The following is a 16,701-nucleotide window of genomic DNA, read 5'->3' as shown; positions in this document are numbered from 1 at the left end:
AATAATCATTCCTTAATAAAGGATATCTGATGTCCACCATCAAAGAAGTAAAGACACGCTTCTTGAAGGGGTTTCGCTAATATGTTTTCAACCGCTGTTTTATAAAGGTCAATCTGAGTTTGGTACCTTTCTACTAATTCAGGTCTCGCCTGCTCAAATCCATTTGGATACTTTCCGGTAATCGTATCTGATTTAAAATCTACAAGTACGACTCCATTCGCATCCTCAAATAAGCAGTCAATAATCCCCTGAATGAGAACTTTTTCTTCCGCACCTTTGTGTAATGGGTTCACTTTTTCTATAGGCAAAGCGAAGCTAAATGGCAGCTCTCTATATACATAAGGAGCTTTTACCATTCTTTCTCCAATACCTGATTCAAAGAACTTTGCAATGAGAACAGGGTCCACACTGCCCGCTTGTTCTTCTGTTAACAGTTCTTTTGAAATCATTTCTTTTAGTAAATTTCGAACGGTTTCTACATTGATTTCAGTCTCTAGAGAAATGTGCTGCATAACTAAGTGCATAGCCGTCCCTCTTTCGGTCGGTGATAGCTTTTTCTCTTGTAAAAAGCTTGGGCGATCGAAAAGTGAGTTTCTTCTTAGTGTAGGGAGCATTTCCTCCCGGTCCACCCATTCTCTCTGTCTCTTTAATTCTGAAACAGACATTTTAGACCTCATCGTGGTCGTAGCTTTGGAAGGGTACTCCCAAGTCATTTGTTCTACTATTTGTTCCGTGTTATCGTTCAGATCCCCAATACGTTCACCATTTCGAATCGACTTCAACCACTCTGATTGAGGGGAATCTTCACTCTCAACAATGCTCAGCTCACTAGGGGTAATGACTGAAATAACCCAGCTAGAAGGATGTTCGATAACCGGACTATCTACCACGACATCATTTTGCATGAGCTGCTCCTGTATATCTTTATGTCTAAGTAAAGATGGACCAATCCAATCCATGTACGTGCTCGCTTTTGAACGAACGTAGTCAGGTAAAAGCCAGCCCTTATGATCGAGTGAAGTATTCCATTTCTCAATGGACTTTTCTAGCTCTGCTACAGTTCCAATCAAGTATAGCTTTTCCTTTGCCCTTGTTAAGGCAACGTATAGAATTCTCATTTCCTCGGATAGAGTTTCGAGACGTTGTTTCCGTGAAAACGCTAGTTGTGGCAGGGATGGATAGGTGACTCTTTTTACAGGATCTACGTATTTCATGGCTAAACCTAAGTCTTTATCTAAAAGCGTAGAAGCCTGAACATCCTTCATATTAAAGTTTTTATTCAACCCAGCTACGAAAACGAAAGGAAACTCTAAGCCCTTTGAACGGTGAATGGTCATTAGACGAACCACATCATCCTGTTCTCCAATCGAACGCGCTGTTCCCAAGTCCTCTCCACGTTCTTGTAATCTCTCAACGAAGCGCAAGAAACGGAACAACCCTCTAAAGGAAGTGGTTTCATATTGTCTGGCACGGTCATATAAAGCCCTTAAGTTGGCTTGACGCTGTTTGCCACCAGGTAAACCACCCACATACTCCAGGAATTGAGTGTCCCGGTAAATTTCCCAAATCAGTTCAGACAAAGTACCCCTACGAGAGATTTCTCGCCATTTTTCAAAATACCCCAGGAACTCTTTTCCTTTTTGAATACATGATTCTGAAGCATTTTTCTCGGTACGAATAAACTTTTTAAAAGCATCAAAGTACGTTCCTTTTTTATGATGAATCCGGATGTGAGCAAGCTCTTCCTCATCCATGCCAACAATAGGCGAACGTAACACAGAAGCCAAAGGTATATCCTGCTGAGGATTATCAATGATTTTTAGCAAAGAGAGCATGATTGCGACTTCCGTTGCTTCGAAATAGCCTTCAGAAAGGTCTGCATATACAGGCACATTAAGTTCTTTACATTCTTCCATAATGGTTTGAGCCCACGGCATGGAACGTAAAAGAATAACAACATCCTTATACTGTAAGGGTCGGTAGGCACCTTTTTTTGCATCATACACTTGAGTTCCTCTATCAATTAAAGAGCGAATTTCTTTGGCAATAAATCTTGCTTCCATTTGGGATTTTTCTAAATCCTCTTGTGAATCTTCATCCTCTTCCGACGTCGCATTATTTTGTTCGATTAAAATAAAGGAAATCGGAGTCGGTGACGCAGGATAGAGGTCATTTACCTTTAATTCAGCATCCTCTGTATATTCAATGTCTCCAACTTTTTCTCCCATCGTTTGTTTAAAGATAAAGTTGGTTCCATGAAGAACCTCTTCGCGACTTCTGAAATTTTGAGCTAAGTCAATTCTTAGTCCATGATCAGATTCTTTCTCTGATTGGAATCTCCGATATTTCTCAATAAACAACTGTGGCTCAGCTAAACGGAATTTATAAATGGATTGTTTGACATCACCAACCATAAATAAATTTCCATTCTCTTCAGTCCCTTTTTTAATGAGCTGAATAATCGTTTCCTGAACCAAGTTTGTATCTTGGTATTCATCTACTAAAATTTCTTTAAAATGATTCCGGTAGCCCTTGGCAATATCGGATGGCTCATCGTGATCCATTAAAATGGATAAGCAGAAATGCTCTAAATCACCAAAATCAATGATGGCTTTTTCCATTTTTATAGCTTGGAATTTTTCATGGTATTCTTGAACGAGCCTCACAACCCCCTCTACCACTGGATGCATTTCACGAATATCTTTCAAGTAAGACTCCGGTGTTCTTGAGAAGAATTGCTTTTTGACAGAATCTATCAGTTCTTTTGCTTTTTTTCTTAACTTTTCTGTCTGCTCGATTAGACCTTCATCATATTCTGCTTTCTTAATTCGGGCAGCCGTCACAAATTTTTGACTGTTAATTGCTTGATACAATGTTCCCCAACCAATACCAATCGCCTCTTGAAGAGATTGAATAAGAGCTAGGTCCTGTTCAAATGTTTGAATCCTAGGTTCTGGCCCTCCCGGTTGAGATGCGACATCGATTGCTTGAGAAATCAATGCTTTGGCAGCATCTAACTCCATCTGAATGGACTCCATTAACGTAGGTGCGAAAGGTAAATCTTTAATGTCAGTATCTGGAGCAAGTTCATAAAGCTCTATTAGCTTTTGTAACCACTGATTTGGGTTTGGGTGTGCTCTAGAAAAGTCATACAATTTATTAACAATGGATTGAAGTGGCAAATCAGAACGATCATCTGCAAAGACATCCACAAGTTTATAAAATTCTGCAGCCTCTTCTTTCGCATAGTTTTCTTCCAATAGCTCGTCCATGACTTCTTCTCGAATTAACGCTAATTCACTTGAATCTGCAATTCGAAAGTTTGGGTCCAAATCGACTAAGTAATAATACTTTCTTACAACATCTAAACAGAATGAATGTAGAGTTGAAATGGACGCTTTATTTAAAAGCGTTAGTTGTTTTCGAAGATGCAAAGAATGCGGATTATCTTTTATCGCTGATTCTAATGCATTTCCGATTCGATGCCTCATTTCTGCAGCTGATGCGTTAGTAAAAGTAACGACCAACAATTCATCGACGTTGTAACCATTTTCTTCATCCATCAGCCTCTGAATAATTCTTTCGACAAGAACCGCCGTTTTTCCGGAACCTGCAGCAGCTGCAACCAGAATATCCTTGCCTGAGGATGCAATCGCTTTAGCCTGATCCGGTGTCCATTTTGGTTTATTCACCTTTTAGTACCTCCTCTCTAATCCATTCCAATGCAACGTCTGATTTGGCAGGTTGTAAATTTCGGTAACCATTTTCCTGTAAGCTGTTATCAAACTGGCAAATGGATTTATACGCACAGAATGTACATGGTGTTTTATTTTTCATTTTATAAGGAGAAATGTCAACACGACCTTCCACCATCTCATTTCCTGCTTTTTTAAAGGAACTTCTCACGTAATTGCGGAGAAGGTTAAATTCGTCCTTCGATGCAATTCGAGAATAAGCATTAAAGCTCCCATCCTTTTTAAAACCGGCTGAAACGATGGATGAAGAACCATTTTCTAAACTTTGGTCCATTAGCTTCACAATTTCTGTATCCGATAGTAAAAGCCCTAGCATTTTATATTGTTTGATCAATTCTGATTCAATTTGCTCTTCATCCATTGGTGAATTGGACTGTAAAATCGGGTTATGAATATGGAAGTAAAGTACCCCGGCAGGATCCGCCTCACGTCCTAACCACTCTTTCGAATGAGTGACCACAAGATCCAAGTAGGTCAACATTTGAAGCGATAGTCCGTAATAAATATCAGTAAGCTGTAACTCTTTTTGACTTGATTTGTAATCAACAATTCGGACGTAGGTGCCGTCATTATGTGTAGCTGTGTCTACACGGTCAATTCTTCCGACTAACTCCATTTTCGTTCCATCATTGAGTGAGAACGTGAGTGGAGGTAGCTTGCCTTTTTTTCCAAAACCCAGTTCAAGCCCAGTTGGCACAAATTGACTGCTTTGAGCCTGTTTACTTAATGCAAATGAAGTTTTGGCAATAACCTGCTCCAGCTTATGTCGAATATAATGATGTCGATTGGAGCTTAATAGGATTTGATTTTGTAGTTTAGGTGCTAACGTTTCTACAACTTCCTTCGCCCATTTTTCGCAATCCGACTGGCTTAGTGATGCCCAAGAACGGTTTTGTTCTTCTAACTTTTCTGCTAAAAGCTTTAATGCACCATGGAATAGTTCCCCAATGTTAGGCGCGTCTAGTTTATAAATCAATCGTGGCTCTAACCGTAGCCCATGTGAAATAAAGTGTGAGAATGGACATGAGTTGAATTTTTCCATTCTCGATACACTCGCTTGAATTTCGTCCCCATACAGTTCTTTTGTTGTGCTTTTATTCAACGGCTTTGCTTTATTTTCGAAGAATAAGCTGGAAAGAACCCGTCTAGTTTTTACTTTCATAGAAGGTATTTCTAACAAGCCATTATATACATCTGTCCAAAATTCAGAGATTGGATAGCCTTTTTTATAAAGCTGAAATTGGCCAGCTAAATGGGCCAAGGCCACATCTGGATTCAATACAAAATGCTTTTCATTATCTTTACCTGGCTCTAATGCCCATTCTACTTCTTCTAGGCCCGGGAACACCTCACGCAGACGCTTAATCCAAGGAGATGCTAATAAGCTTTTTCCTTCTTCATCTGCAATCGGGTAGCTAACCACTAGGTGCTCTAATGGTGTTGTAAATGCTTTGTAAGCAATAAACTCTTCATCCAGTAAACGAATCTCACTTGTAGGAGCCAATGGAACACCTGCGTTTTTAAGAAAAATTCGCTCTTCATCCCCAATAATTCCGTCATCCGATTGCTTAGCTGGAAGGACACCATCGTTTAAACCGATGACAAAGCTTGCTTTACCATGGTTTATTCTCGATTGATCTAAATTGGCAACGACCACTTGATCTAAAGAAGGTGGTACGAGAGCATAGTTCATAGCCTCAAACCCAGACTCAATGATTTCTGCGTATTGTTTCAAGGATAGCTCTTCATTACCAAGTAGTTCGACTGCTTGGTCGAGTAACCCCATGACGGCATCCCAAACTTGGTCATGTTCTCTCGCTCTTTCAAGCTGCCCCTTTTCTTCTGCAGCCTGGATCCATCTATCTAATTTAGCCGGAATCTCTAATTCTTCTAAAAATAAGTAGAGTGCCTCAGATTTTTGAGTAACAGTCTTGGCCCGTTTTAGACGGTTACCTAAGCGAATAATTGGAGCAGAAACCATAATTCTTAACTCATTTAAAGTGGTTTCCATTTCTTTTTCTTCATCCGTTTGAGGAAGATCCGTCCATTCAAGACCTTTATACCTTCTATATTTCCATCTGTCCTTACTCGTCCATTGTTTACCTTTTATCCCATAAGCTAAGCAATAGTTTTCGAGTACATCAGCTTTTGAACGAAATTCAGTAGGATTAATTTCAATTGGATATAATAATTCCGTTTTAATGGCTCTAAAGACCGGGTCATATCTCCAGTTCTGTTGAATAACTTCTAGAGCAGAACGAATAAGTTCGATGACAGGATGATGAAGCATTTTCCTCTTTTGATCCTTAAAATAAGGAATCTCATAATCTTTAAATATCGTATCCAATAGTTCGTCATACCCTGCTCCATTTCGAACAAGGATGGATATATCTTTATAGCGGTAGCCTTTTTCACGAACCATAGCATGAATGGATTGAGCCATTCCTTCAACTTCTGCCCTTCGATTGGATGCTTCAGCAAGTGTAATCGACGTTTGATCATGAAAAGGAGCTGGCGGCATGCTTGTTAACTCTTTTTCTAGGTAAGTGAGAGAAGAATCTAGCCTATACTGGTCAGTAAGTAACTCATCTGATGTCTGAATTCCAGCGTCCCTTGCCATTTGAAATAAGGTAGCATAGGTTTCTCCAGGCAGTCTAAATAAATCCAGCTCATCTGGAACGTCATGATGGTAAGGGCGATCAAGCGTTAACAACACCTTCATGTGTACGGAAGCGTTCATAAGAGCTGCGATAACCTCATATTCTTGAGGTGTAAAACTATAAAATCCATCTATATATACTTTTGATCCTTGAATAAGCTTGGAGCTTGGCATTTGTTCCGATAACAACCGTAGACTATCCTCTTGGTCAATATACTTCCCTTCAAGTGCCTGTTGAAAAGCTTGGTACACAAGCGGTAAGTCATATAGCTTGTCCGACAATGTAGTTCTGCCCTTTTCTTGTTCAATGGCAGTTTGTAGGTCTGTGAGTTCTTCTGGCTGAACGCAGTACCGTTTTAACTCTGTTAATAGCTCCCCTAGTTTTTCAATAAACCCTGCCTTCTCTCCTTGAGATTGAAATAAGCGAAGCCCTGATTTTTGTTCATTTAGGATCCTTCTCGTCAGCATACTAATCCCAGTTGAATCCACTGGTAATCTTGTTAATCCACCTGTTTCTTGAAGAACCCTCCAGGCCAATCTTGAAAAACTATAGACTTGTGCCCGTATCATCCCGTTTGACGGTAACCGTTGGGCTAGTTCGTATTCAATTTGAAACGTCATTTGATCTGGAACAATAATCAAAATAGGCGGTCCAAGTGGTTGTTCCTTTAGATCCTCTATAACTTCGTCTAGCATCCTGTTCGTTTTCCCAGAGCCAGACCGTCCTAATAAAAATGTAACTGACAAGTATATCCCTTCCTTCTCATCCAACTCTATTAACAGTCCTTTTTCGTAAATTCATATATTCCATTTTACCTTAATTTCTGTTGCTGTTCTATGAAGCTACACTGTTACTTTAAGGAAACAACTTTCAACGCTCTGATGTGGTGCATATCCTATTTTAGAATAAAATGAAATGTTTGAAATGGTGGTGGAGGTATGCCTTTTTCAAATAGATCTCTATTTTTTACTGGCATTTTGCTAGTGGTTAGTGGGATATTTGTCGCGAGTAACATTTATACCCTTATTCCAATTTATGGGGATTTGACAGCTAGTCTACAGGCCACAAATAAGGAGGTTGTGTTTGGAAGTACCATATTTACCTTCTTTTATTCCTTCGGTCTGCTTACATTTGGTCCTCTTTCTGATGTGATTGGAAGAAGAAAAATTATCGTATTTGGTTTGCTCTGTTCAGCAGCGGCTACCCTATTAGTCGGATATAGTCAGAATATAGGGTGGCTTTATATCTCTCGGGCCATCCAAGGACTGCTTTTAGCTAGTTTTGCTCCCGTTACGTTTACCTATTGCTTTGAACTATTTCCACCTAAAAGTAGAACGCTTGTCATTTCACTTATTAACACAGGATTTTTAGTAGCAGGTATATTAGGACAGCTAACTAGCCAATTTTTTTCCGATATGTCACATTGGCGTGATACCTTTATTTTTTTCTCCATTTGTTATTTTTCATTATTTGTCATCGCCTTTCTAACACTACCAAGAATCTCAGAAAACCTGCAATCCAATGAAAACGTTTTCTACACCTTCAAGCGGATTCTTCAGAATAAACAGCTCGTTACTTGCTATATAATCGTCATCACATTACTCTTCTCTTTTGTTTGCTTTTATGATGCGTTAAGTCGTTTCTACTCAAACAATCCTTCAGATTTATTTCTGATCCGAGTCACTGGGTTGTTAGGAGCAATATTATCCCTGTTTACTGGGAGATTGATTGCAAAATGGGGAGAGATTCGGACCTTGTTTCTAGGGATTTTACTTGGATTTTCTAGTATGCTCGGTTTATTTTTCTACACATCATTGCAAGCGATTATCCTTCTTTCTACATTGTTTGTGTCCGCCATTTCCATCCTAATCCCTACTATGATTACGTTGATTGGCTCAATAGCTGGTGTAGACCGGGCAAAAGCTTTATCCCTGTATTCTTTTATTTTATTGATGGGAGCGACCATTGCCTCTCCCATTGCTTCTATTCTTTCCTACAAAGAATCCATTCTACTATTAGTTTTTGCGTACACCATGAATGTACTGCTGGGTGTCCTCATCTTTAAGCAAAATGTCCGTGCATTTGGTAAAGAAAGAGCGAAGCAACTTTAGAGTTTATCCTCTGTTGCTTCGCTCTTTTTCAACTCATCTTCAGGCCCATCTCTTTTAATTCCTTTTTATCAATTTTCCCTACATGAGTTTTGGGGAGTTCTTCTAGGATATGATACGATTTCGGGATTTTATATCGTCCTAATTGCTCCGCACAAAATGAAGTTAATTCTTCAGCAGAAACGACTTGCTTCACTACTAAAAAAGCGGTGACTTTTTCTCCCCAAAATGAGTCCGGAATCCCCACAACAGCCGCTTCAACAACAGCTGGATGCTGGACTAGACAATGCTCCACCTCAAGGGGATGAACATTTTCCCCACCTGTTATAATGGTATCTTTTTTCCTCCCTACGATATAGAAATATCCTTCCTCATCCCGCTTCGCAAGGTCCCCAGTGGCTAGCCATCCATCCCTTTTCGTTTCCAACGTAGCCTCAGGGTTATTCCAGTAGTTTTCAAAGGCATGCTTCCCCTTCAGTAACAGCTCTCCAATTTCGTGAGGTTTGGCTTCTTGTTGATTCTCTGTCATAATTTTCACTTCATTAAACATCATCGGTTTTCCTACTGACCCACGTTTTTCATAGGCCATTTCTGGATCAATATAAAAGTTATTAGGTCCCGCTTCGGTCAGTCCATAGCCTTCTTTAAATAAAATTCCTTTCTGTTTAAAAGCATCATAGATTTCAAGCGGACATGGTGCTCCACCCGAGAGGAATACTTTCATTGAAGGATAGGAATGTTCTTGAAATTCTTTCGACTGAATAAAGGCTTGATACATCGTAGGTACAAATAAAATAATGGTACAACCATGTTCATTTATTAACTGTGTTGCTTTTTTAGGTGTAAAGGAATGGCTTAGTACAACCTTTCCTCCCATAAGTAAAATAGGAATCGTTAAAGCATTTAACCCACCCGTGTGAAACATCGGTAGGACAGTAAGCGTTGCATCCTCTTTAGATAAATTCCAGCTAATGACTGTATTCATCGCATTCCAAAGGATGGATTGGTGTGAAAGAATGACACCCTTTGGTTTCCCTGTTGTGCCACCTGTGTAAATCATGGCAAGCCCGTCTCGTTCTGATTGTTCGACGGGTATATAGAACGGGGCGTCTTTAGTTGTTACCAGTTGTCTGTATTGTTCATTATCTAGTTGAATCGTTTTTTTGGGATCGAATCCGCTGACCTTTTCTCCATACTCTGAGTGATAAAAAACGATAGACGGTCGACTATCCTTCAATATCCATTCGATTTCTTTTGTTGACAGCCTCCAATTTAACGGAACAAAAATAGCACCGATTTTTGAACAAGCCAGTAACAAATCTAAATAAGAAAGGTCATTGGGTGATATCAATGCCACCCGATCCCCTTTATTAATTCCCTTTTGTTGGAGGTGATAAGCCAAACTCGTTGATCGCTGATCTAAGTCTTGGAAAGTGAACGACTCATTCGTTTCCCCATCCACAACAGCAACCTCGCCTGCTGATAACCTCGCTCTATGTGAAATCCAATTCAGTTCCACAACCATACAACCACCTCTTTTTCCCCTGCAATCCGTGATATAAACGTATCGTACCGGAGTTACAAAAGGGTTACAGGGTGGGGTTTAGTGTCCCAGCTGGGGATGGGACAGGGGGACAGGTTTAGTGTCCCGGCATGGGTTTTGGCGGGGAGGAGACCGGTTGTTGAGTGGGAAAACGAGTTTTGACGGGGAGTTTTCTGGATTCGCGCGTATAAGGGAAGAGTTCGCGCGTATTTTTTAAAAGTCGCGCGCAAAATAAATATTTCGCGCGCAATCATCCAATAATCGCGCGAATCACCCTATTCTGTCGTAATCACTATCATCCATACACCCGAAACACGCCGACTACACCTGCCTCTCCCCTTCAAAATTAAAAAACCCGGCTAAAAAAGCCGAGTTCTCCAAAATCCCCTACATCATAATTCCACCATCTACATGCAAAACCGTTCCATTTACATAATGAGATTCCTCTGAAGCCAAATATAAATAAGCATTTGCTATATCAGTTGGCTTCCCGAGTGCCATAACCGGAATCGTTTTAACCAACGACTCAATGACTTTCTCCGGAACCGTCGCCACCATGTTCGTTTCAATGAAACCAGGAGCCACCGCATTTACACGAATACCTTTTCGCCCCAATTCTTTAGCCCATGTTTTCGTCATCCCTACTACTGCTGCTTTACTTGCTGCATAGTTCGTTTGCCCAACATTTCCATAGACCCCAGAAACTGAGGAAGTGTTAATAATTTTGCCGTACCCCTTTTCAACCATCGTCGGGACAACAGCTTGGGTACATAAGAATACACCCGTTAAATTAACATCTAATACTCTCTTAAAATCCTCTTCACTCATCTTCACAAGCATGGCATCTCGTGTAATCCCTGCATTGTTCACGAGAATGTCTATAGTTCCAAATTCTGAAACTGTCTTTTCAACCATCCCTGCGACACTTTCCTTATCACTTACATCCACTTTCACAAAGATAGCTTCATATCCTTCATTTACTAATTCCTGTGCAGCTTGAGATCCTGCTTCCTCTTGAAAGTCTGCTAGAACCACTTTTGCACCTTCTCTGGCAAAAACTTTCGCGGACTCTAACCCGATTCCGTTTGCTGCACCTGTAATAATCGCTACTCGATTTTCTAATCTCATCCTTTTACACCCCTACCTTTGCTAAAAACCCTTCTACTGCAGTCATTAGCTGCTCAGGGTCATCGACTAAAGCAGAATGGCCACACCCTTTTAGTTCAACCACATCTGCCCTGCCGTCGAAATCCTCAATAATTTCATCTGCCATACTTCTATTCACTACAATGTCCTCTTCTCCAAAAAGTACGAGTGTTGGACATTTGATATCTTTTACTTGATTAGTCCCTTCCTTAAATCCGTTGTGCACACCGCTAATGTTGAAGGTGTTCAATGCGTGATAGACCTCAGCAAGATTTCGTTGAGTTAACATATCATCTAAATAACGGTCATATCTATCTCGGTCTGGTTGGTTTTTACGATAGATCAATAAATTCCACATAGCCTCGAGGAAGCCCTTATTCTTTTCGTTATAAGCATTTTGTACTGGGATTGTTTTACCTGGATCTTGTTTCACTTCATCTATCGTTTTAAGTCGATTACTTAAATCTGGCTGGCCATTACTATCTGTTCCGTAAAATGGATATCCCCTTGTTGACCCGGATGCCAACAATAGTAATTGAGAAATAGAACCTGGATGATCCGCTTCTAGTTGCATGGCCACACAGCCCCCAGTCGACCAACCCATGCAAATGTAGTTCTCAACGCCAACCTCATCTGCCCACATTTTTACATCCTCTGAAAAATCACGGATAGACTCAATTGGATTTTGATAAGTCGATAGACCAAATCCTCTTAAATCAACAGCGTACAGTTTATACTTTGAATCAAGACGCTCCATCACAATATCCCAGTGGACAGAAGATGTCATATTTCCATGAATTAAAACAAATGGTACGTCCCCACCTTCTCTTTCACGGTAAGCAATCGTCTCTCCATTTGGTAAGGTCACTTTTTTCACTACAATCTCCATACGTCAATCCCCCTTTTATTTACTGTTACCCCACTTCACAACCGTTGAAGCCCATGCATATCCAATTCCAGCACTTACTAAAACAACGACGTCGCCATCTTTTATCTTCCCAGCCTCTAACGCTAGCTCTAAAGAGAGGATCTGGTCCATTTGTCCGATATGTCCATATTCTTCAAGATAGATAGATTGACCTTCTTCTAATCCTAATTCTTTTAATACATATTGATGGGCTGACCTTTTCATGTGCAACATGGCCACATAATCAATATCGTTTTCCGTTAAACCAGACTTCTCAAGAGAATGTCGAATGACCTTTAGGAAATTGGACAACGATTTTTCTTCTAATCTACCTTTCATTCCCTCTGGATCAGGCACATCTAATTTGTATTGAGACTCATCGAAACCTGGTGTTAATGGTTGTTTTGTTCCTCCCACAGGAACAATGACATCCTCTGAAAACGATCCATCTGTAATCACCGATCCTTGCATTAGTACATTATTTTCTATTCCTTTTTGAAGAATAATAGCCGCACCACCTGCACCAAGGTTATACATAAAACGCGTTCTTGGGTTGTTAAAATCGATAAAGTCTCCGTTCCGATATCCCCCGGCAAGTAACACCGTTCGGATGGATTCATCGGTCATCATGAGGCTCTTCGCAACTTGAAGCGCCATGACAGTAGTTCCACACCGAAGTGCAATGTCGAATGCCCAAGCATTTTTTGCACCGACTTCCTCTTGAAGCTTGATGCCTGCTGTCCATAAAGGATATTCCTTATATTCCTCGCCAATATAGATAACCAGGTCAATTTCATCAGCATCAAGGCCCGCCTTTTCAATTGCTTTCCTTGCTGCCTTAATACCCATTTCACAGGTATGATCATCGGGGCCGGGAATTGGCTTTCTCTTAATCCCCATTTTTTCTTCAATAACCGCTATGGGAACACCTGACTTCATACTAATTTCTTCACTAGTCATAAATGTCTCAGGAATATAAACCCCAGTACTAACAATCCCTATATTCACGTAAATCCCTGCTCTCTTTAGGCTGTTCAAGAATGGATTGCATCCAATTGTAGGCCTCCTCTAAGGAACCTACAATCTTTTCATTTCCATCTTGAACATGAACCACTTTTACTCGCTGGCGATCCTCTATTTTTTGAACTCTTACAATAAATGAATCTAACGTTTTTTCATCCACTCCACTTCCCCCTATGAGGATGCTTGTTTTTTAGAAGCAATCGAATTTGATTTTTTCATCTTGGCCATTTTTCTATTAGCTCGCCACTTATACCAACTACCCACAATTCCTTGCGGGAAGAAAATAACAGCTAATATATATAAAATTCCAAAGAAAATAATCCATCTCTCAAATATCCAGTGAACATCAGATAAATCAGAAAGCCAATGGTGAGCGAATTCGATGACACCTGAACCAATAATGGCACCAACTAGTGTTCCAACTCCCCCAATAATCGTCATCAATAAAGCATCAAGCGTAATATCCATCGCGAATACACTTGTATTTACATAGCGTAGCGATAAACCATAAAGGGAGCCAGCTACAGAGGCCACCACTCCAGCCATTACACTGACAACGACTTTATACTGAATCACTTGGTAACCTAATGACTCAACTCGTTGTTCATTTTCACGAATTCCCTGCAGTACCCTTCCAAGTGGAGATTGAGTGAATCGCTTTAACAAGAGATACGTAAGGAGCATAAACCCTAAACAAATCAAATAAAACGTCGTACGATCCTTTAGAAAATCTGGTACCCCAAAGGTAAAGCCATCATTCCCATAAGTAACCGTTCTCCATTTCTCAGCTAACACTAGAAATAACCCCGATAACGCCAGTGTCAGCATGGCATAGAAATGACTTTTTAGACGTAGTGTTAGTAATCCGACTATGTAGCTAACGACCGCTGCTGCCACGACACCTGCAAGGATAGAAACGATTAACAGCATGGTAGTCGGTTCAAATTGCTTCATGAAAACACCTGTCATATATGCACCAATTCCAAAGAACATGGCGTGACCAAATGAAACAATCCCCGTAAAACCGAGCAATAGGTCGTAGCTCATGGCAAACCCTGCAAAGATAAATACCTGTGTAAGTAAGATTAAGAGACTTCTAGAATCATAAAAACTTGGCCATAGAGCTAATACAAGGGCGAAAAGAATAAATACGATGATATTTTTATTTGAGCTCATTTTATTCATATTCATCACCCTTTCGCTCCAAATAATCCTTGTGGTCTAAAGACTAACACTAATACCATGAGTAACATGTTGACGGCTAGTGAAAGATCTGGGAAGTAGTAGGCCATGTAAGCACCAGCTAATCCAACTAAAATGGCAGCAAACAAGGAACCCGTAAAATTCCCCATGCCTCCAATTACAACCACAATAAAGGCTAGAATAGCGTACTCCATTCCCATCTCTGCATAAATGACACCAGAGTACGGAGCTAGTAAAATACCGCTTAATGCCGCTAACGCAGAACCGACCATAAAAACCCACATAAAGATATTTTTGATGTTAATACCAAGCGCTTGAACCATCTCTTTATTCATAACACCCGCTCTAACAATAAGTCCGATTCTCGTTTTAGTAAGTAAATATCTCATAACAAAAAAGACTAAAAACCCGACGACAATAATAAAGACTCGATACTTGATAATATTGATATTTCCAATTTCCCAGCTTCCTTGTAAAAGCTTTGGAGTAGTAGCTTGAATGACATTTGGTCCCCAAACCACTTTGATGGCTTCCGTTAACACCAACATAAACCCTAACGTGATTAAGATTTGCTGAACATGATTACCGTAAACTGGCTGAATAATCAATTTTTCTGTAATCAAGCCTACTAGTAGACCACAAGCTAAGGCACCTACAATTCCTAAAGTAAAGCTTTCTGTCATTCCATATACCCATATACCAGCAAAAGCGCCCCAAGCAAATAAACCACCGTGCGCAAAATTCAATACATCCATGAGTCCAAAGATTAGCGTAAGACCTGCTGCTAACAAAAAGATTAACATCCCTGTTGCTAACCCATTTATGGTCAGGTTCGCTAAAAGTGAAAGCGTATCCATACTTTTTGCCCTCCTATGCGATCCCTAAGTATTTTTTTCTCAATTCATCGTCTTTCTTTAGTTGCTGCATTTCACCTGAATGTACCGTCTGACCGTCATCCATAATGTAAAAATAATCACCGATTTGACTAGCCATAATAAAGTTTTGTTCCACCAAAAGAATGGAGGTCTTCTCCTTAATTTGGATAAGTGCTCCCATTACCTTTTCAATAACAATTGGAGCTAAGCCCTTACTTGGCTCATCTACGAGCAATAGTCGATTGTCATTTACAAATGCCCGGGAGATAGCCAGCATCTGTTTCTGACCACCGCTTAAATATCCGCCTTCTTTTTTCCAAAACTTCTTTAAATCAGGGAAAAGCTCCAGAATCCACTCCATCCGTTCCTTCGTTTGATCATCATTTTTTTGAATGGCTACCTTCATGTGTTCCTCAACGGTCAAATGTTGAAAAATCCCCTGATCCTCAGGAACAAAACCTATTCCATTTTTTGCAATCTGATACGTTTTTTGATCATTTATTCTCTTACCTTCAAATAAAATTTCACCTTTTGAAGGAGGGTAAAAGCCCATAATTGTGCGTAACGTTGTCGTTTTTCCCGCTCCATTTCTACCTAGTAGAACCGTGATACTACCTTTCTCTACTTGTAAATCGACGCCTTGGAGAATATGATACTGACCAATATACGTTTCTACGTTTTGTAAACTAAGCAGTGAACTCATCGTATAATCCTCCTAGGTAAGCTTGTTGAACTGTTTCATTTTCCACAATTTCTTTCGGCAGACCATCAGCAAGTAACCTCCCGTTGTAGAGAACAGCAATAGAATCTGATAAGTCTAAAATCATGTCCATTTTGTGCTCAATCAGTAAAATGGTTTTGTCACCACGATTCTTAATCGAATGAATGACGTCTAAAATGGCAGGCACCTCTTCTAAAGACATCCCAGCGGTTGGTTCATCAAGAAGTAAGACTTCGGGTTCTAATGCTAATAACATCGCTAATTCCAGTTTTCTTTTTTCACCATGTGCTAAGTTTTTGGCTAATTCATACTCTTTACCTTGTAAGAGGACTTGATGGAGAAGCGCTTCAGAGGACTCTATAATTCCTTTGTAAGATTGAAAATGTTTAAAGATTTGAAACCGAACCCCAGCTTTTGACTGCGCTGCTAATCTGACATTTTCTAGTACAGTCAGGTTTGAAAACACATTCGTTAATTGAAAAGACCTACCTATTCCTAATCTCGTTCTTGCCGTTGTCGTTAATTTCGTAATTTCTTTATTGCCGAGGAAAACTTCTCCTTCGGTAGGCTTTAACTGGCCACTGATTAAATTAAAAAAAGTTGTTTTCCCTGCACCATTTGGCCCAATGATAGACTTTAGTTCATGTTTTTTCACGCCCATGGTAACCTGATCTACAGCTTTATGACCTCCAAATTGAATAGAAAGCCCTTTTGTTTCAAGTGCGTTTGTCAACTTGCTCCCACCCTTCCTAAATAAAAT

The 16,701-nt window shown here is 40.1% G+C and carries 12 protein-coding genes; 1 reads left to right on the top strand and 11 read right to left on the bottom strand.

The features are described from left to right. Positions 1–5: 5 nt before the first annotated feature. Together addA and addB are read right to left on the bottom strand one after the other, a co-directional pair. Positions 6–3,692 carry a helicase-exonuclease AddAB subunit AddA gene (gene addA, locus ABDZ91_RS00635; RefSeq protein WP_343795394.1) on the bottom strand — a complete coding sequence of 1,229 codons (3,687 nt, stop codon included), beginning with the start codon at positions 3,690–3,692 and terminating at the stop codon, positions 6–8. Next, the gene (gene addB / locus ABDZ91_RS00630; RefSeq protein WP_343795393.1) at positions 3,685–7,161 is read right to left on the bottom strand and encodes a helicase-exonuclease AddAB subunit AddB; all 3,477 of its coding nucleotides are present in this window, start codon (positions 7,159–7,161) and stop codon (positions 3,685–3,687) included. The genes addA and addB overlap by 8 nt, the downstream gene beginning before the upstream one ends. Positions 7,162–7,353: 192 nt before the next feature. Here addB and ABDZ91_RS00625 point away from each other — a divergent pair, with 192 nt between their 5' ends. Next, the gene (locus ABDZ91_RS00625) at positions 7,354–8,526 is read left to right on the top strand and encodes an MFS transporter (protein WP_343795391.1); all 1,173 of its coding nucleotides are present in this window, start codon (positions 7,354–7,356) and stop codon (positions 8,524–8,526) included. A gap of 28 nt (positions 8,527–8,554) precedes the next feature. On the opposite strand, the gene ABDZ91_RS00620 is transcribed toward ABDZ91_RS00625, so the two are convergent. From ABDZ91_RS00620 to ABDZ91_RS00580, 9 genes are all read right to left on the bottom strand, one after another. Beyond that, positions 8,555–10,048, bottom strand: coding sequence for a class I adenylate-forming enzyme family protein (locus tag ABDZ91_RS00620; protein WP_343795389.1), 1,494 nt, complete (start codon positions 10,046–10,048; stop codon positions 8,555–8,557). 405 nt (positions 10,049–10,453) lie between these two features. Continuing rightward, a complete protein-coding gene (fabG, locus tag ABDZ91_RS00615) occupies positions 10,454–11,194 on the bottom strand; it encodes a 3-oxoacyl-ACP reductase FabG (protein WP_343795387.1) in 741 nt (246 codons plus the stop codon). Between the two features lie 4 nt (positions 11,195–11,198). Beyond that, complete coding sequence (gene phaZ, locus ABDZ91_RS00610) at positions 11,199–12,101, bottom strand: intracellular short-chain-length polyhydroxyalkanoate depolymerase (RefSeq protein ID WP_343795386.1); 903 nt, start codon at positions 12,099–12,101, stop codon at positions 11,199–11,201. A 15-nt stretch (positions 12,102–12,116) separates the two neighbouring features. Then, a complete protein-coding gene (locus ABDZ91_RS00605; protein WP_343795384.1) occupies positions 12,117–13,127 on the bottom strand; it encodes a 3-oxoacyl-ACP synthase in 1,011 nt (336 codons plus the stop codon). Beyond that, positions 13,108–13,302, bottom strand: coding sequence for a hypothetical protein (locus tag ABDZ91_RS00600; RefSeq protein ID WP_343795382.1), 195 nt, complete (start codon positions 13,300–13,302; stop codon positions 13,108–13,110). Before ABDZ91_RS00600 ends, ABDZ91_RS00605 begins: the two co-directional genes overlap by 20 nt. Positions 13,303–13,313: 11 nt before the next feature. After that, positions 13,314–14,327, bottom strand: a complete 1,014-nt coding sequence (locus tag ABDZ91_RS00595) for a branched-chain amino acid ABC transporter permease (RefSeq protein WP_343795380.1) — start codon at positions 14,325–14,327, stop codon at positions 13,314–13,316. A 5-nt stretch (positions 14,328–14,332) separates the two neighbouring features. Next, entirely contained in the window at positions 14,333–15,202 is an 870-nt protein-coding gene (locus tag ABDZ91_RS00590; protein WP_343795378.1) for a branched-chain amino acid ABC transporter permease, read from the bottom strand. A 13-nt stretch (positions 15,203–15,215) separates the two neighbouring features. Continuing rightward, positions 15,216–15,923 (bottom strand): ABC transporter ATP-binding protein, encoded by a 708-nt coding sequence (locus tag ABDZ91_RS00585; RefSeq protein WP_343795376.1) that lies wholly within the window; start codon positions 15,921–15,923, stop codon positions 15,216–15,218. Further along, positions 15,907–16,674: an ABC transporter ATP-binding protein gene (locus tag ABDZ91_RS00580; RefSeq protein ID WP_343795374.1), complete on the bottom strand. Its 768-nt coding sequence runs from the start codon at positions 16,672–16,674 to the stop codon at positions 15,907–15,909. Before ABDZ91_RS00580 ends, ABDZ91_RS00585 begins: the two co-directional genes overlap by 17 nt. Positions 16,675–16,701 lie beyond the last annotated feature (27 nt).

The sequence above is a fragment of the Bacillus carboniphilus genome, assembly GCF_039522365.1.
In the GTDB taxonomy this organism is placed as follows: domain Bacteria; phylum Bacillota; class Bacilli; order Bacillales; family JC228; genus Bacillus_BF; species Bacillus_BF carboniphilus.
Note: the sequence above shows the minus strand (reverse complement) of the source record. Positions and strands in the feature narration are given on the sequence as shown.